A 16,256-nucleotide genomic window follows, 5' to 3' on the forward strand; every position below is an offset into this window, starting at 1 on the left:
CCCACGTGTTACTCACCCGTCCGCCGCTAACATCAGGGAGCAAGCTCCCATCTGTCCGCTCGACTTGCATGTATTAGGCACGCCGCCAGCGTTCGTCCTGAGCCAGGATCAAACTCTCCGATAAAGTAGTTTGACTGACTACGCACATCGCTGTGCGATTTATTTAAAACTTGAATTAACAGGTACGTTTTGTCTTGTTTAGTTTTCAAAGATCATCAGCACTTCTCGATGAAGCAGCTTTACTAATATAACATTCAGGTCTCTGATTGTCAACAACTTTTTTTCAAAGTGTTTTGAGGCTTCTTGTTTTGTCTGCTGTTCATCAGCGACGTTTAATAATATAACACCTATAATTATTTATTGCAATAGTTTTTTTAAAAAAATCTATAAAACAATAAAACTGTAATCTTTTTTAATTCTATCTAACTTGTAATGCTTTTTAAAACATATATCTATTAATGAACATTTACCACAGGCAATATCATCTTGTTGTTTTAACCTTTTTCTTGTATAGTAGAAACGAACTAAATATCCGATAACCACAAGGGGAGCATAAAAGCTGAGAGTGAGCGGTTCCGTTCTGACCCTTTGAACCTGTTAGTTAACGCTGGCGTAGGGATGTGGCAAAGTCAAATGAATTGCAGATTGTAAAGCAGTGCGTGGAACTTTCCTATCCTTCCGCGTGCTGCTTTTTTGTTGTCCTTTTGGATTGTCTATCAATGGAAGGGGATTTTTATGGCTCAACCAAGACTGGTCCGTCTTATTGAAATTGCAATCATGACTGCTGCCGCTGTCATTTTAGACATCGTTTCCGGAATGTTCCTCCGTATGCCTCAAGGAGGATCGGTATCCATCATGATGATTCCGATTTTTTTGATTTCATTTCGCTGGGGAGTTAAAGCAGGTCTTACCACCGGTCTATTGACAGGTCTTGTTCAAATTGCGATTGGAAATCTATTTCTTCAGCACCCTGTTCAGCTATTGCTTGATTACATTGCAGCGTTCGCCGCTGTTGGAATAAGCGGCTTTTTCGCTTCCGCTGTCCGCAAATCAGCTTTATCAAAAGCAAAAGGAAAATTGATTGTATCAGTGATTTGCGCAGTTTTTATCGGCAGTTTTCTGCGTTATGCTGCACATGTGATTTCAGGGGCGGTATTTTTCGGCAGCTTTGCACCAAAAGGAACGCCGGTATGGATTTACTCATTAACTTATAACGCTACTTATATGATTCCATCATTCATCATCTGTGCGATTGTCCTTTGTTTATTGTTCATGACAGCTCCGCGCTTGCTGAAAACTGAAAAAGCTTAATCTAACAACCCCCAGCGGCCGTTCCGCTGGGGGTTGTTTTCTATATCCTGTTAAGCTGATTTTTTAATGAAGCAAGATCTGGCCATCCGAATCCTATTTCTTTCAAACTTTCTCCTGCGATTTCAAAACTATCCTCGGCTGCTCTTTCAGGTGAAAACGACTGATAAAATGTAATCGAAGGATTCTCTTCTACGACCCAAACAAACATGCTCGTAAAGCCATGATCAAGCAAAAAATCTGCTCCCTTTGTCAAAAGTGCTCTGCCTGCACCTTGCCGCTGTTTTTCTTCTAAAAGGTAAATGGCATATAACTCACCGTCATAGCCTTTCTGCTCTGTACGAATAGGACCAAAAGATGCAAAGCCGAATACTGAACCTTTATCATCTTCTGCCACAAAAACCCCCTTTAAGGAACGGGTTTTCCATTTGGCTTCAAAATCCTTGTAGTTTAAACCATTTAAATATTCAGCCGAGACAATGCCGCTGTATGTTGTCACCCAGCTGTCAACGTGCACTTTTGCGATGGCCTTTATATCATCTATTCGTGCTTCTCTTATAGTCACCATTCATTCTCTATTCCTTTCCGCAATGGTTATTCAGATTTTTGAACAGGTTTTGTTTCTTTTAATTCATTTGTCAGTTCGTTGATGCTCTGTTTGATGTTGCCTTTTCCTGAAAAGTTCTCAATCATTTCCTTTACGTCGATTCCCGAAGACGCTTTTAAGCTTTCTTGTAAGCTGGACATTAAGTTTGTCGCATAGCTTGTGACTTTGTTGGCGCCGCTTGAATCACCGCTGCCTCCTGTATCAACGACGGTAATCTTATCAATATTTGAAAGCGGTGCTGATACCTGTTTCGCGTATTCCGGAAGCATTTTGACAATCATATCGAAAATTGCAGCCTGACCGTACTGCTCAAAGGCAGCAGCAATTTTTTCTTTCGCTTCCGCTTCAGCAAGACCTTTTAAGCGAATAACCTCGGCCTCTGTCTCACCTTTTGCTTTTTCCGCTTCTGCTTTTGCAAGACCGTCAATTCTGACCCTTTCAGCTTCAGCCTTCGCCATCGCTTCTATGCTGTATTTCTTGGCATCGGCTTGGGCGAGCTGTTTGGCTTTTTCAGCAGCGGCTGATTGCTCAACTGAATAGCGGTCTGCATCGGCTTTTTTCTTCACTTCAGAATCATACTGGCGTTCACGGCGAAGTATTTCTTTTTCTTCTAATTCAATTTGTTTTTGCCGTTCTATAATCTTGACCTGCATTTCCTGCTCTGTGACCTGCTGGCGTGCTTTAGCTGTTTCCAAATCGTATGCCTGGTCAGCGTTGGCTTTTGCTGTATCTTGATCTCGCCGGTATTCAGCCATTTTAAGCTGATTGATTTTTTCAGCTTCCGCAATTTCCGTCGCTCGTTCAAGCTCTGATTTTTTGGCTTCTTTATCGGCTTCCGCCCGCTTAATTCTTGTTTCTTTATCAGCCTCTGCGGTTGCAATGTCAGCATCACGTTTTACCTGCGCAATTCTAGGTTTACCTAGTGATTCAAGATAGCCGTTTTTATCACGGACATCTTTAATGGTAAAGGAGACAATCACAAGACCCATCTTAGCGAGATCCTGTGAAGCGACACGTTGCACTTCTTGGGAGAATTTTTCGCGGTTTTTATAAATTTCTTCTACTGTCATAGACCCGAGAATGGAGCGAAGGTGGCCCTCCAGTACTTCACGCGCCTCCTGCTCTCGGTCTTCTTTTGACTTTCCTAAAAATTGTTCGGCTGCTGTGGCGATTTCTCCGATCGATCCGCCGATTTTAATAATTGCAGTTCCGTCCGCCATTACAGGCACACCTTGCTCTGTATAAACTTCAGGAGTCGATACATCGAGTTTGCTTGATAACAGACTTAACGGTTCAGCCTGCTGAAAAACCGGAAGAACAAAGGTTCCTCCTCCGCGAACAATCTTCAGGCGGTTGCCTCCCTCATCAACATGAACATTTTTATTTCCAAGATAGCTTCCTGTAACAATTAACGCTTCATCAGGCCCTGCCGTACGATATTTTGTAATAAATACCGCTATAAGTGCAATGAGTAAAAAGAATACAACTCCGATGACGATGATAATCGGCATTGTCATATGACATTCCTCCTTGTTTTATAAAGGTTCATGCGGAGTGACTGAAAGAACTCCGTTTTTGACATCCACAACTAAGACGACTGTTCCGTAACTGATCTGTTCATTTTCAAAGCTGATCGCCGATTTTGAGATCGTACCGCCTATCCCTTCAATCAGCACTTCTCCAAATCCATCAACCGGTACAGCGGTTATGACTTTTCCGAGTCTTCCTCTAAGATCATCTTCCCGATAAGTCAATGATTCTTCTGCCGATGATAAAGGGACAAGCACAAATAAATGGAGCATTATCACCAGCAACACTGAAAGAAGACAGGATAATAGAGCAATAATCATACTGGAGAGGGGGATAACTGTTTCGCCTATATATCCAGATGCGGAGAAAAATGTGAAAAATGAGAGCACCAATATCGGGTTTAAAAATGGAATACCTTCTAACAGCCCTTCAAACACATCTCCGAAAAATAAAAATAGCAGCGTAAGGCTTCCGGCTATGATAAGGGTGTAAAGGTAAATCGTTTGGACAGGAACACCGTATAACTCCAATTTTCTCATCCTTTCTAAGCTGCTACTTTAACCGACGGCCGTCGTTACCTTTTATACGAGACACACAAGGAAAGGTTTCAAAATGTTTCGATAAATGCTCCCGACACAGTGCTTTATACATGATAAATGCCCTTATATATGGTAATGTTTTTTCAGGAGGAGATATGATGAGTATCTTTAATGAAGCCAGATTAGAAACATGGAATGAAGTCAAAGGACTTTCCGATGAAAAGCTGAATCAAAAGCCTTCTTCTGATGAATGGAGTATACGGGAAGTTCTTGATCATTTGAAGAAAATTGATATGACCGCCCAAAACATGCTGAAAGAACGAGTAAAGGAAGCGCCTATTAAGGAAATTGGGGAAAAACCGCTTACGGCTGCACAGGATAGAAGCAATAAACGGAAAGCGCCCGCCCATCTTGAACCAGATCATGATTTTATTTCAGGCAGCCAAATGAAACGGGAGCTTGATGTTGTAAGGGAGCAGTTAACAGCTGTTATTGCATCTCTTAAAGAAGAAGATTTCGAAAGAGTATTGCCGCATCCCTTGTTTCAAGAGGTGACCGTCAGACAATGGATCGATTTTATCGGCCATCATGAAAAACGCCACCTTAGCCAGATCAAAGAAATTAAAGAGAAAATAGAAAGAGTCTGATTTAATCAGACTCTTTCTGCTTTTTGTTTAATGTTCCGCTGATAGGAATGAACGATTATTTCGTCACCTGCATACACGGCACCGGGTCTCTCGACAATACATACAATACCTCTTATCCCCAACGCATGGCGGACAAAAGCCGGTGCAAGCTTTGGCTTGTCCGGATAATAAGACTGGATGACTTCACCCGGCTGGATACACGGATCATTTTCTCCCTCACACAGTAAAGCGGCGCCGCTCGGAAATATAAGCCGGCTTCCTTCTTTTAATGTTGTGAAATCAGGTATACCGCTGATTGCAACATTTGCACCGAGCCATTCTGGAAAAATACTCGGGACACCCATTTTCAAAGCAATTTCGTCACATTCTTCTGTTGAAACAATTGAGATTTGCCTGCGATTAAAAATCTCTGTTCCTCTTGAAAACATCGGCTCTCGGGCCCCAGCTTTTTTTGTCAGGCCGAAATGCAAGTCGCCGGGAATGCCGCCATAATCAAAATCGAGCTTGTCCATTTGTTTTGTTACAAAGCTTTCTGTATCTGCAACATATAAGCCTTCCGTTTTTGCAGTCATGCGTTTCCACATAAGCTTGCACCGTCCTTTGTCTTTAGGATTGTCACTTATGTTCAATTATCCAAAAAAATCCCGCTCTGTAAAGGAGCGGGATTATCGCATTATACAGTTTTTGGCGTAAGATTAAAGCAGCGTTTGTAGATCCAGTTATATGCTTTCTCATTTAAATCTCTAGGATTTCCGAAGGTTTGCGGATCTTTCATTGCTTCTTTTGACAAGCGCTCGATCATGTCAGGTGATACCCCTTGTTCTTCTAAAGTCGGTACTTCTAACTCTTTCACAAGATCGTACATCCAGTTGACAGATGCTTTTGCAGCTTCTTCTGTTGTCATCTGGCTTGTATCAATACCGAACGCTTTTGCGATGCGGGCAAACTTCTCTGGATAGCCCTTCCAGTTGTATTCCATAACAGGGCCCATCATTGCCGCCACACATTGGCCGTGAGCGACCGGGATAATACCGCCGAGTGTTTGGCTCATGGCGTGAGCAGCACCCGCTGATTCACTGCCGTAAGAAAGACCGGCAAGCATAGCAGCCTGCGCCATTCCGTATCTAGCTTCGAGATCTTCTCCGTCAGCAAATGCTCTCTTAATGTAGTGAGCGGCATATTCAATCGCCATCAAAGCCACTGCGTCTGTAATCGGCTGCGCAAATTTCATTGTGTAGCACTCAATGGCGTGAGCGAGAGCATCAATCCCCGTCATCGCTGTTACGTGCGGCGGCATTGAGACGTGAAGCTCTGGATCAATCACAGTCAAATGCGCGGCAATCAGCGGACCGCCTGTGTTAAATTTGAATTCTCTTTCTTCATCTGTAATAACCGCCCATTGCGTTACCTCTGAGCCTGTTCCAGCGGTTGTCGGAATTGTCGTTAGCGGAGGAATGCGGTTTTCCAGCGGTTTCTTTCCTTCAGCTGCTTCATAATCAAGTACGCTTCCCTCGTGAGTCGCTTCTACTCCAATGGCCTTCGCTGTGTCCATGGAGCTCCCGCCTCCGACTGCCACCAAGCCGTTGCAGTTCTCTTTTTTGTAAAGCTCGGAACCTTCATTTACAAGCCGTACAGGAGGGTTTGGCTCAACTTTATTAAAGAGCACCACTTCAATGCCTGCCTCTTTTAATGACTCGATCACAGGATCTACAACGCCCGCTTTATAAATTCCCGGGTCTGTAACAAGCAATGCTTTTGAAACCCCCAGTCCAGCTACTTCTTTTCCTGCGTGATTGATGGCGCCAATTCCGTGCTTAATCACAGTCGGAATTTCAAATGTGTGAAATTTATGCATGCTTTCTACTTTCATATTTAATGTCATAATCAATCTCCCCCTCTTATGAATTGAACCAATTAACCGCTGCCGGTTTTGTGTTGCGATATACATGTTTGACTTCTGTATACTCTTCAAGCCCTATTTTTCCAAGTTCCCGTCCGAATCCGGATTGCTTATAGCCGCCCCATGGCGCCTGTGCAAAGTACGGATGGAAATCATTAATCCAAACCGTCCCCATTCTTAAACGGGCTGCTACACGTTCGCACTTTTCAATATCTTTCGACCATACAGCTCCAGCCAATCCGTAAATCGTATCATTCGCCAGTGAGATTACTTCTTCTTCAGAACTGAATGTCTCGACTGTTAATACTGGCCCGAATACTTCTTCCTGAACAATTCTCATGTCAGATGTACAGTTTGAGAAAATGGTAGGTTCATAGAAAAAACCATTTTGAAGTGCAGGATCTTCCGGACGTTTGCCGCCAGTCTCCAGTTTTGCACCTTCTTGCAGTCCGATCTCTACATATTTTTCAACCTTTGCTCTGTGCTCCGCGGAAATGAGCGGACCGCTCTCTGTCTCTCCGTGAAAACCGTTTCCGAGTTTAATGCGTTTCGCCCGTTTGACAAGCTCTGCTAAAAATTGATCATGAATATCTTCTTCTACAAGCAATCGGGACCCGGCGGAGCATACTTGGCCGGCGTGGAAAAATACAGCGTTTAGCGCCTGATCAACCGCGACTTCCAGGTCTGCGTCTTTGAAAACGATATTTGGATTTTTCCCTCCAAGCTCAAGCGCGATTTTTTTGACGTTGCCGCTTGCCGCCCGCATGATTTTTTTGCCTGTTTCAATTCCGCCTGTAAACGAAATTAAGTCAACGTCTTTGTTTACAGCAAGCTCATCACCCACTGTGGCGCCTGGTCCCAACACAAGGTTTGCGACACCTTTCGGAACTCCGGCTTCCTCCATCAGCTTAAAGACTTTCATTGTCGTCAGCGGTGTGATCTCACTCGGCTTCATGACAATTGTATTGCCTGCCGCTAAAGCCGGGGCGATTTTCCAGCTTGCTTGCAGAAGCGGATAATTCCACGGCGTGATTTGTCCGCATACGCCAATTGGCTCCCTGATGATTTTGCTCTCTGAATCACGGATTGGAGATGAGATGATCTCTCCTCCATCTTTATCTGCCAGACCAGCATAATACTGAAAAACATTGGCGATATCGTCCATATCGGCTTTGCTTTCTTCAAGAGTTTTCCCTGTATCAAGGGATTCGAGCTCGGCCAGCTCGTCTAAATCGCGCCTGATTAATTCCGCAATTTTCAGAACTATTTTTCCGCGTTCAAGCCCTGAAAGAGAAGGCCATTCTCCTGTGTCAAAAGCTTTTCGTGCGGCAGCAATTGCTTTAACGGCATCCTCACGTCCGCCCTCGCTAACTGTTGCAATTTCTTCTTGATTAAATGGATTAATAATACTGCGGACCTGCCCTTTTTCGGCACTGATCCATTCACCGTCAATGTATAATGTTTGACTCATCTAAGTCCTCCTTGACGAAAATAAAGTTTGTTAAATAAAAATTTAATGTTTTTAACAACCTTAATCTAACATATGGTTTTTAAACTGTCAAAGCCCTAATTGTGATTTTTCGTTTTGACTTTTCTCTAGGTTTCGATAAGATAAAGAACATAAAGAAATGACTTAACGAATTTAATTTTCTAAAGGAAAAGAGGGTCAGTATGGATGAAAATCCAGAATTTGCAGCTATAGAACAGGCACGGGATCTCGTTATTGACTCCATTGCTGAAACAATGGATCTTTACGGAATTACCCGAAGTGTCGGGATATTATATGGAACGATGTACATGCGGGACGAAATGACGCTTGACGAAATGCGGGAGGAGCTGCAAATGAGCAAGCCCAGCATGAGTACAGGTGTCAAAAAGCTGCAGGATTTAAATGTCGTGAAAAAGACATTTCACCGAGGCATCCGCAAGCACACATTTGTAGCCGAAAAAGATTTCTTTAAATTTTTCACAAATTTCTTTCCGCCAAAATGGGAACGGGAAGTTCAGGTGAATGTATCAGCAATTGAAGAAGCTCAGGCTGATTTACAAGAGGTATTGCAAAAGGAAACGCTCAGTGAGGAAATGAAGAACGAAGCGCAGCGTTTATACGAGCAGCTGGAAAGTTCTAAAGCCTACTACGATTGGCTGAAACGTCTTGCTGAATCAGTGCAGAGCGGAGAGATTTTTAAATTTATACCAATTGAAACAAAATAATTAAGAAACGTCTGGAAAACCGGACGTTTTTTTGTTTTTTCACTTTAATTACTACAAATTTTAAAAATACGGGAAAAACACCCCATTTACTTCCATTTTATTTGATGGTAATTTTATGTAGGTAAAATTTGTATTTGGCCTTTTAAGAGGAGGTGGAAAAGCAGAGGCAGGCCTTTAATCTTTATCACTTATTAGGGGGAATTTTTGTTATGAAACGCAAGTTATTATCTTCTTTAGCTATCAGTGTATTAAGTCTCGGTTTACTCGTTTCTGCACCTTCAGCTTCATTTGCAGCTGAATCTAAGTCATCTTCTGCTCATACTGAGTCTACGATGAGAACTCAATCATCAGCTTCATTGTTTGCAACAATTACAGGAACGAGCAAAACAGAATGGTCTTTCTCTGATATTGAATTGACATACCGTCCAAACACGCTTCTCAGCCTTGGCGTAATGGAATTTACATTGCCAAGCGGATTTACAGCAAATACAAAAGATACGATGAACGGAAATGCATTGCGCGAAACACAAATCCTCAATAACGGTAAAACAGTAAGAGTACCTCTGGCTCTTGATTTATTAGGCGCTGGTGAATTTAAGTTAAAACTGAATAACAAAACACTTCCTGCCGCTGGTACATATACTTTCCGTGCAGAAAACAAATCACTGAGCATCGGAAATAAATTTTACGCGGAAGCCAGCATCGATGTGGCTAAGCGCAGCACACCTCCGACTCAGCCATGCGGCTGTAAGTAATCCCAGAGGGCCGGCTTTATGCCGGTCTTTTTTACGTTTATTGACTTCTTTCTCCCGCTTTTTCCTCTATTTCCAGCTATCTTTTCACTTGTTTTAAATTTAAATTGACAAACACTAGAAACAGGAGTAAATTCTTGAGTGTTCAATTTCATAAAGTCTCTTTTACCGCTTAATCAAAAACGAACGGGGAAACCAATGATTGGCTGTTTCACAAAACGGCCTTGGGGTGAATCTTACTTAGTAAGAAGGGGTACTCTGAATCCCTAATCCGACAGCTAACCTCGTAGGCGTATACAGAGAGGAGGTCTATTGTGACCATTCTTTGTAATGGTCTTTTTTACTTCAAAACGCTAATTTTATTAAGGGAGTCTTGAACATTGGGAAGAATAAAAAACAAGCAATTTGCCGTAATCGGGCTTGGACGGTTCGGGGGAAGCATTTGCAAAGAGCTTCACAGAATGGGCCATGAGGTCCTTGCCATTGATATTAATGAAGAAAAGGTCAATGCCTTCGCTTCCTACGCAACCCATGCGGTCATTGCCAATGCCACTGAAGAAAACGAATTGCTTTCACTGGGAATTCGTAATTTCGAATATGTCGTTGTTGCTATTGGGGCGAATATTCAAGCGAGCACACTGACCACTTTGCTATTGAAAGAGCTTCACATTCCAAATATTTGGGTGAAGGCTCAAAATTATTATCACCATAAGGTGCTGGAAAAAATCGGCGCCGACCGCATTATTCATCCGGAAAAGGATATGGGCGTTAAAATCGCACAAAGTCTCTCTGATGAAAATGTCTTGAATTATATCGACTTATCCGATGATTACAGTATTGTTGAGCTGCTGGCAACACGAAAACTGAATTCCAAATCCATTCATGATCTGAATGTTAGAGCGAAATACGGATGTACCATCCTGGCAATTAAACATAATGGAGATGTTCGCCTTTCTCCTGCACCGGAAGAGATGATTTACGAACAAGACTGCCTGGTGATGATGGGTCATAAAAAGGATATTAAACGCTTCGAAAACGAAGGGATGTAGACAAAGGTGAGACTTCATAAGGAAACTGTAATCAAGTGGGTTCGTTTTTCTCCCCCGCAAGTGCTTGCGATTGGTTTTTTTCTTACTATTATTATCGGCTCTCTTTTGTTAAAGCTCCCGATTTCTACTGCGAAGCCGTTGTCATGGATAGATGCTCTTTTTACAGCGGCTTCTGCCACTACTGTTACCGGGCTTGCAGTTGTTGACACTGGGACAGAATTTACGGTGTTCGGGCAAACTGTCATCATGGGTCTGATTCAAGTCGGCGGGCTTGGCTTTATGACATTTGCTGTTCTGATCGTCATGATTTTAGGAAAAAAAATCGGATTGAAAGAACGAATGCTGGTCCGGGAGGCCTTAAACCAGCCGACAATCGGCGGCGTGATAGGCCTTGTCAAAGTCCTGTTTCTGTTTTCAATCAGTATCGAATTGATCGCCGCACTGATCTTATCCATCCGGCTTGTGCCCCAGTATGGCTGGGCGTCGGGATTGTTTGCCAGTCTGTTTCACGCGATATCCGCTTTTAACAATGCCGGTTTTTCTTTGTGGCCGGATAATTTAATGAGCTACGTTGGTGATCCTACGGTCAACCTTGTCATTACTTTCTTATTTATCACAGGGGGAATCGGGTTTACGGTGCTTTTTGACATCCTGAAAAATCGGCGTTTCAAAGCCTTTTCATTACATACGAAACTGATGCTTGCGGGAACGTTCATTTTAAATATTGCTGCCACGCTGATCATCTTTATTTTAGAGTACAGCAACCCCGGCACGCTTGGTTCCTTGCATTTACCAGATAAACTGTGGGCTTCGTATTTTCAGGCAGTGACGCCGAGAACCGCGGGCTTCAACTCTGTGGACTTTGGCAGCATGAGAGAAGGCACCATTGTATTTGTCCTGTTGTTGATGTTTATTGGAGCAGGAAGCGCCTCAACGGCGAGCGGTATTAAGCTGACTACTTTCATTGTGATTTTAATGTCTGTCATCGCTTATTTAAGAGGGCAGAAAGAAACTGTTATTTTCCGCCGGACCATAAAATATCCGATCATCATTAAGGCCTTAGCAGTCAGTGTTATCAGCTTGTTCATCGTCTTTATAGGCATTTTTGTCCTGACCATTACAGAACAAGCGCCGTTTATCCAGATTGTTTTTGAAACCTTTTCCGCATTCGGAACGGTCGGACTGACAATGGGGCTGACTCCCGAACTGACAACAGCGGGAAAATGCATCATTATTGCGATTATGTTCATCGGAAGAATCGGTCCGTTGACGTTTGTTTTTTCATTTGCGAAAACAGAAAAATCAAATATTCGTTACCCTGACGGCGAGGTGTTTACTGGGTGATGTTTAAAAAATCCGGCATATTACATGCCGGATTTTTTATGATTCAATATGAGATTGATTTTGTCTTTTTTCCTGCTCCGCGATGATATCATTATCTTCCGCGTTATCACGCGTCACTTTTTGCGTAAGGATCGCGCCGACCGCAACAAGGATCATCACTGCAATGTAGTAGCCTTTTTCATTGAGTTCGAGATTATCAGCGTTATAGAGTCCGATACAAAACAAAAATACTCCCGCAAAAAAAGTGAAATAAGCTAATACAGTAAAGGCAACCGTGTTTCTCCGTCTATATTTCTGCACCTTTGTTCCCTCCTGAAGCATAGTTATTAAGTGATAACTTCCGTGGAATATTATACCTCAAATTCCCCTGAATGGAACAAAAAAATAAAAATACCAGGAAAAACGGCTCAGGTTGCTTCCTTTATTTCAACAGCTGAGTCATCAATCCAGCCGACCAGTTTATTATTGACTTGGAATTGGTACCATACGGACTGGCCTTTCTCTTTTTTAGATACAACCTTTATATCTTTACCAACGTAAGATTGCGCAGAGGTCAGCTTAATGGATTGTTCATCAGTAGAAGGCTTAGACCATACATCTTGAACGGCGCTGTCTTTGATGGCCCCTTTTAAATCCACAGCTTTCAGAGATGGATTCACCTCATCGTATTTATCTAAATCATACTTTTCCACAATAGCACTGATTTTGCCAGCATAGTCCGGGTCTGTGGCATAACCTGATGTTTGAAGAGCGCCTGCCGCTTCTTTATAATCCTCAGCTTCAAGCACCGGCTTATACTTCTTTTTATTCCACGATGTGCCTTGGACAAATAATTTGGCGTGATCATCCATTGATTCAAAAAACGTGCTGTATTTGCGGAATTTCGCGCGGATCGTTTTTCTTTCCCCTTTTTCAAATTCATCTGTTTCCATGGTGACGTGATGTCCTTTATAATTTCCTTTTACACCAAACAGGTTGTTGGCTTTAGAGGCAAGCTCGCTGTTTCCCCAGTCAGATTCGAGTATGGCCTGAGCAATCGTTATGCTGGGAAGAACATGATATTTTTTATATAAAATTTGAGCATGTCCGGAAAGGCTGTCAATAAATACTTGCTGTTCATCAATTTCTTCCGGTTCTTTGGCTGTTTCAATTGGCTTTGAGAGAGTTGTCACTAAAACAAACAAGGCTAGCGGAATCGATACAACGAAAAATAGAGAGATCAAGAGTCTACGTTTTTTCAGTTTTTTACGGGCCATGAAAACCTTCCTTCGATTTAAAAGATTACGAGTGTAAAGTATCTACCTTTAAGAATTTTACTTGTACTTCTAATATTTTTCAATTCTTTAGGGATAAAGTTTGAGAGAGAATACACAAAAAGCCTTCCCCATCAAAGGAAAGGCAGTGATCAAGTATCTATTTTTGTAAGACCGTGCTGTTTAAAATGTCTGAGCGCATCACGATATTCTTGATCATGTATGACTTTAGGAGATTTTACCGCAGCCTTTGTCAATCCATGTGCGGAAACAGCCGGTTTCTCCGGAGCTGGTTTTCCTTTATCATGAGGCTTATGAGCCAGCTTGTGTCCCATCCCTGTGGCGTTCATACAAAACGATAAACAAACGAGCAGCACGCTCAGGATAAAAGAAATCAAAAAGAGATCATGATAGGCAGTCATCATCGCATCCTGCATTGATCCATTTTGTCTGGCCGCATCCTTTTTCGTGAAATAGCCAATCAGGATAGGCACACCCATATAGATAAACAATCTTAAAAACTGAACAGCTGTCATTCTTTTGACCAAATTAGGAAGCGGGCCGCCCATAGCGGCTCCCATTAGTCCTGCTGCGACCGTCAGACCGGTTCCTGCTGCCAGCATAATGAACAGCGCCGCAAACACATAGAGAGATGATTGATACTGCATATGAAGCCATTGAACATTCACAAAAACGAGAATGAGAGAACCTATAATCCCCAGTATCCCTGGTCCGACTTTATCATATAACAGAGCACTCGCAATAGCCGCGATGGCCACTCCGATCAATAGAGTCATGTTTAAAAGAATGAGATGATCTCGGGAAATATCATACATTTGACGAAGCAAGCCTTGAAAAGCTGCCAGGCTGACAGCTACCGTAATCGTTCCTGCCGCTATGATAAATAAACCGAGCACAGGTTTAGGCAGCAGCATCTGTTTAATAGAGATGAAAGGGTTTTTCACCTTATATTCTACAATGAACAGAATGATGAGCAAACATAAAGCAACCCCAAAACCAGCCCGTACATAACCTGATGAAAAGCCCCATTTTTGCAGAATAATAAATGTAAACGCTGAGGCTGCGGCCACACATACAGATAAAATGATTCCTGCTCTGTCGAGTGATGACTGCTCCTTTTCTGATCCCCCATGATGCTCATCATAGAGAAAGAAATAACTCACTGCGATGCCGATCAAAGACAGTGTGCCAAAGGTAAAAAACAGCCATCTCCAGTGGCCGTAGCTCAACGCGATCGTTCCTAGAATCGAACCGATAATAACAGAGCCATAGAACCCGCCGATAAGCACCAGTAATGCGTAATTCCGGCGTTCAATCGGAAATGACAGAACAAGCATCGGAATCATAATCATCAGCATGACACCTGTAGCCGCTCCCTGTAAAAAGCGTCCTGCCGCCATCCATGCAATATCGCTTGAAAATGCGAAGAGCAGAGAGCCAAGTATAAAAACGGGTAATGAAGCCAGATAGATCGGACGGGCGCCGAATTTTTTCCTTAGCAGCGGCCCTGCCGGAACTAATAAAGCGAAGGCCATATTGCCGATCAATATTGGATTTACTGATGTGAAGTCACTTGTTCCAACCGTCTTCTGAACAAGGCCTTGAACTGACGACAATGCCGTGTTAGACATCAATCCCGGCCCGACCGCTAAAACAGCGAGCAAAGAAATCACCCAATAGTGTTTTGTCTTCATGTTGTCATTCCTTCCTGTATGAATACATAAGAACACTTCTTTTTTTGAATACAAAAGAAGCTAATAGATTTTGGAATGCCATTAGCTTTTATTCTGGTTCTCTCCCCATCACGGGAAATGATATGATTTTATGATAATATGTGAAAAAATGAGCATATACTCAAACATTATTCCAAATCGATTGTGTTTTGTCAATGGCGCATATTTCAAGCACAAAACAAAAGCCTGAACACCTTTTGCACGGTATCGTGACTTATGAGTCCCTGCTTGCTCCCTCAAGCGATTCAAAGTAGGCCGTTTTAAAAGTTCACCAGAAAATCCTTCCAGTCTTCGTCTTAGGTCATGTCGGCACCTTTCAATTCACTGTTTTTATCAAAATTCCAACTAATAAACTCGAATAAGATGGACCGCACAATTTTCTTTGTTCACTAGGCGTTTGCCGCCTCTAAATTGCATATGGGTAAATACCATGAACTAATCTGCGGAATGCCAATGCTAGTCAATTCTAAATGATCCGGGAGGTAAAACGAATGGAACTGTATGAGTGTATCGAAGAAATGTTTAGCGGCTTGAAAAATCCGTCGGTTAAAGATTTGGCAGCTTCTTTAAAACAAATTCCAAACGCGGCAGAATTAAGTCAACGATATATAAAGGAGCCAGACCAGTACGCTTACGGCCGAAATGCCATTTATAGAAACAATGAATTGGAAATGATCTTGATTCACATTCCCCCAAACAAGGAGACAGCAGTCCACGATCATGGCCAATCCATTGGTTGTGCAATGGTGTTAGAGGGAAAACTTCTCAATTCTATTTATCGCTCAACCGGCGATCATGCCGAACTCTCCAATTCATATTTTGTCCACAAAGGAGAATGTCTTATTTCAACGAAAGGGTTAATTCACAAAATGTCCAATCCTACTTCCGAACGGATGGTGTCTCTTCATGTGTACTCACCCCCTTTGGAAGACATGACGGTCTTTAAAGAACAAAGTGGTGTATTGGAAAATTCATGATTTACAGGTGAACTGCTTTACTTGATTAGTTGTTATCAGTCATTTTTCAAAACAAACCCAGGAGCCTAACGAAGGAAATACCTGACTTTATCGTTAGAGATGTATACGCCCCTTATATACTAAAAATGAAATGCTTCTGGGGATATTTGAATTTGGATCACAGAAGAGTTCAGAATGAAACCTTTCCATTAAAAACAAAAAAACCCTTATAGAATAAGGGTTTACAGGTATGGAGCCAAGGGGGCTCGAACCCCTGACCTCTACGCTGCCAGCGTAGCGCTCTCCCAGCTGAGCTATGGCCCCGTATGTAACGTCATGTTTATTATAGATGATTTTTTTTTGAAAAACAAGCTGTTCCTTTCTAATTAACAGAAAAAAATAA

Annotated in this window: 16 protein-coding genes, 1 tRNA gene, 1 rRNA gene and 2 riboswitches; of the genes, 7 read left to right on the top strand and 11 right to left on the bottom strand. The window is 42.4% G+C overall.

Features of this window, described 5'->3' with window-relative positions; translation table 11 throughout:
* Positions 1 to 124, bottom strand: a 16S ribosomal RNA gene (locus LJF29_RS13280); the annotation flags it as partial.
* A gap of 410 nt (positions 125 to 534) precedes the next feature.
* A riboswitch (TPP riboswitch) is annotated at positions 535 to 636 on the top strand.
* A gap of 99 nt (positions 637 to 735) precedes the next feature.
* Between LJF29_RS13280 and thiT the strand changes: the two genes are divergently transcribed.
* Entirely contained in the window at positions 736 to 1,311 is a 576-nt protein-coding gene (gene thiT / locus LJF29_RS13285; protein WP_229149017.1) for an energy-coupled thiamine transporter ThiT, read from the top strand.
* A gap of 40 nt (positions 1,312 to 1,351) precedes the next feature.
* Here thiT and LJF29_RS13290 read toward each other — a convergent pair whose 3' ends face one another.
* The 3 genes from LJF29_RS13290 to LJF29_RS13300 are packed head-to-tail and all read right to left on the bottom strand — an operon-like array spanning position 1,352 to position 3,975.
* The gene (locus tag LJF29_RS13290) at positions 1,352 to 1,876 is read right to left on the bottom strand and encodes a GNAT family N-acetyltransferase (RefSeq protein WP_229149018.1); all 525 of its coding nucleotides are present in this window, start codon (positions 1,874 to 1,876) and stop codon (positions 1,352 to 1,354) included.
* 26 nt (positions 1,877 to 1,902) lie between these two features.
* Positions 1,903 to 3,432 carry a flotillin lipid rafts scaffold protein FloT gene (floT, locus tag LJF29_RS13295; RefSeq protein WP_010331616.1) on the bottom strand — a complete coding sequence of 510 codons (1,530 nt, stop codon included), beginning with the start codon at positions 3,430 to 3,432 and terminating at the stop codon, positions 1,903 to 1,905.
* Between the two features lie 18 nt (positions 3,433 to 3,450).
* Positions 3,451 to 3,975 (bottom strand): hypothetical protein, encoded by a 525-nt coding sequence (locus LJF29_RS13300; protein ID WP_229149019.1) that lies wholly within the window; start codon positions 3,973 to 3,975, stop codon positions 3,451 to 3,453.
* Positions 3,976 to 4,142: 167 nt separating this feature from the next.
* On the opposite strand from LJF29_RS13300, the gene LJF29_RS13305 reads away from it, so the two are divergent.
* Positions 4,143 to 4,631, top strand: a complete 489-nt coding sequence (locus LJF29_RS13305; RefSeq protein ID WP_229149020.1) for a DinB family protein — start codon at positions 4,143 to 4,145, stop codon at positions 4,629 to 4,631.
* 5 nt (positions 4,632 to 4,636) lie between these two features.
* Here the strand turns inward: LJF29_RS13305 and LJF29_RS13310 are convergent, their stop codons facing one another.
* The 3 genes from LJF29_RS13310 to betB all read right to left on the bottom strand — a co-directional run bounded on the left by LJF29_RS13310 (position 4,637) and on the right by betB (position 8,002).
* Complete coding sequence (locus tag LJF29_RS13310) at positions 4,637 to 5,215, bottom strand: MOSC domain-containing protein (RefSeq protein ID WP_010331619.1); 579 nt, start codon at positions 5,213 to 5,215, stop codon at positions 4,637 to 4,639.
* An 89-nt stretch (positions 5,216 to 5,304) separates the two neighbouring features.
* Complete coding sequence (gene gbsB / locus LJF29_RS13315; protein WP_010331620.1) at positions 5,305 to 6,513, bottom strand: choline dehydrogenase; 1,209 nt, start codon at positions 6,511 to 6,513, stop codon at positions 5,305 to 5,307.
* A gap of 16 nt (positions 6,514 to 6,529) precedes the next feature.
* Positions 6,530 to 8,002: a betaine-aldehyde dehydrogenase gene (betB, locus tag LJF29_RS13320; protein ID WP_229149027.1), complete on the bottom strand. Its 1,473-nt coding sequence runs from the start codon at positions 8,000 to 8,002 to the stop codon at positions 6,530 to 6,532.
* A 200-nt stretch (positions 8,003 to 8,202) separates the two neighbouring features.
* Between betB and cudC the strand changes: the two genes are divergently transcribed.
* From cudC to LJF29_RS13340, 4 genes are all read left to right on the top strand, one after another.
* The gene (gene cudC / locus LJF29_RS13325; protein WP_010331622.1) at positions 8,203 to 8,745 is read left to right on the top strand and encodes a choline uptake/conversion transcriptional regulator CudC; all 543 of its coding nucleotides are present in this window, start codon (positions 8,203 to 8,205) and stop codon (positions 8,743 to 8,745) included.
* A 209-nt stretch (positions 8,746 to 8,954) separates the two neighbouring features.
* A complete protein-coding gene (gene bslA, locus LJF29_RS13330; RefSeq protein ID WP_010331624.1) occupies positions 8,955 to 9,500 on the top strand; it encodes a biofilm surface layer hydrophobin BslA in 546 nt (181 codons plus the stop codon).
* A 156-nt stretch (positions 9,501 to 9,656) separates the two neighbouring features.
* Positions 9,657 to 9,806: riboswitch (cyclic di-AMP (ydaO/yuaA leader) on the top strand.
* A gap of 71 nt (positions 9,807 to 9,877) precedes the next feature.
* Complete coding sequence (locus LJF29_RS13335) at positions 9,878 to 10,546, top strand: potassium channel family protein (protein WP_010331625.1); 669 nt, start codon at positions 9,878 to 9,880, stop codon at positions 10,544 to 10,546.
* A 6-nt stretch (positions 10,547 to 10,552) separates the two neighbouring features.
* Complete coding sequence (locus LJF29_RS13340; RefSeq protein ID WP_229149029.1) at positions 10,553 to 11,890, top strand: TrkH family potassium uptake protein; 1,338 nt, start codon at positions 10,553 to 10,555, stop codon at positions 11,888 to 11,890.
* Positions 11,891 to 11,926: 36 nt separating this feature from the next.
* On the opposite strand, the gene LJF29_RS13345 is transcribed toward LJF29_RS13340, so the two are convergent.
* The 3 genes from LJF29_RS13345 to LJF29_RS13355 form a co-directional block, all read right to left on the bottom strand.
* The gene (locus LJF29_RS13345) at positions 11,927 to 12,190 is read right to left on the bottom strand and encodes a YiaA/YiaB family inner membrane protein (RefSeq protein WP_010331626.1); all 264 of its coding nucleotides are present in this window, start codon (positions 12,188 to 12,190) and stop codon (positions 11,927 to 11,929) included.
* A gap of 107 nt (positions 12,191 to 12,297) precedes the next feature.
* Positions 12,298 to 13,146 carry a glucosaminidase domain-containing protein gene (locus tag LJF29_RS13350; protein WP_229149030.1) on the bottom strand — a complete coding sequence of 283 codons (849 nt, stop codon included), beginning with the start codon at positions 13,144 to 13,146 and terminating at the stop codon, positions 12,298 to 12,300.
* A gap of 149 nt (positions 13,147 to 13,295) precedes the next feature.
* Positions 13,296 to 14,858, bottom strand: coding sequence for an MFS transporter (locus LJF29_RS13355; RefSeq protein WP_229149032.1), 1,563 nt, complete (start codon positions 14,856 to 14,858; stop codon positions 13,296 to 13,298).
* Positions 14,859 to 15,388: 530 nt separating this feature from the next.
* On the opposite strand from LJF29_RS13355, the gene LJF29_RS13360 reads away from it, so the two are divergent.
* Positions 15,389 to 15,874 carry a cysteine dioxygenase gene (locus LJF29_RS13360; protein ID WP_229149033.1) on the top strand — a complete coding sequence of 162 codons (486 nt, stop codon included), beginning with the start codon at positions 15,389 to 15,391 and terminating at the stop codon, positions 15,872 to 15,874.
* Positions 15,875 to 16,104: 230 nt separating this feature from the next.
* Here LJF29_RS13360 and LJF29_RS13365 read toward each other — a convergent pair.
* A tRNA-Ala gene (locus tag LJF29_RS13365) sits at positions 16,105 to 16,177 on the bottom strand.
* Between the last annotated feature and the right edge of the window lie 79 nt (positions 16,178 to 16,256).

This window comes from Bacillus sp. LBG-1-113 (assembly GCF_020708615.1).
GTDB classification, from domain to species: Bacteria; Bacillota; Bacilli; order Bacillales; family Bacillaceae; genus Bacillus; species Bacillus mojavensis.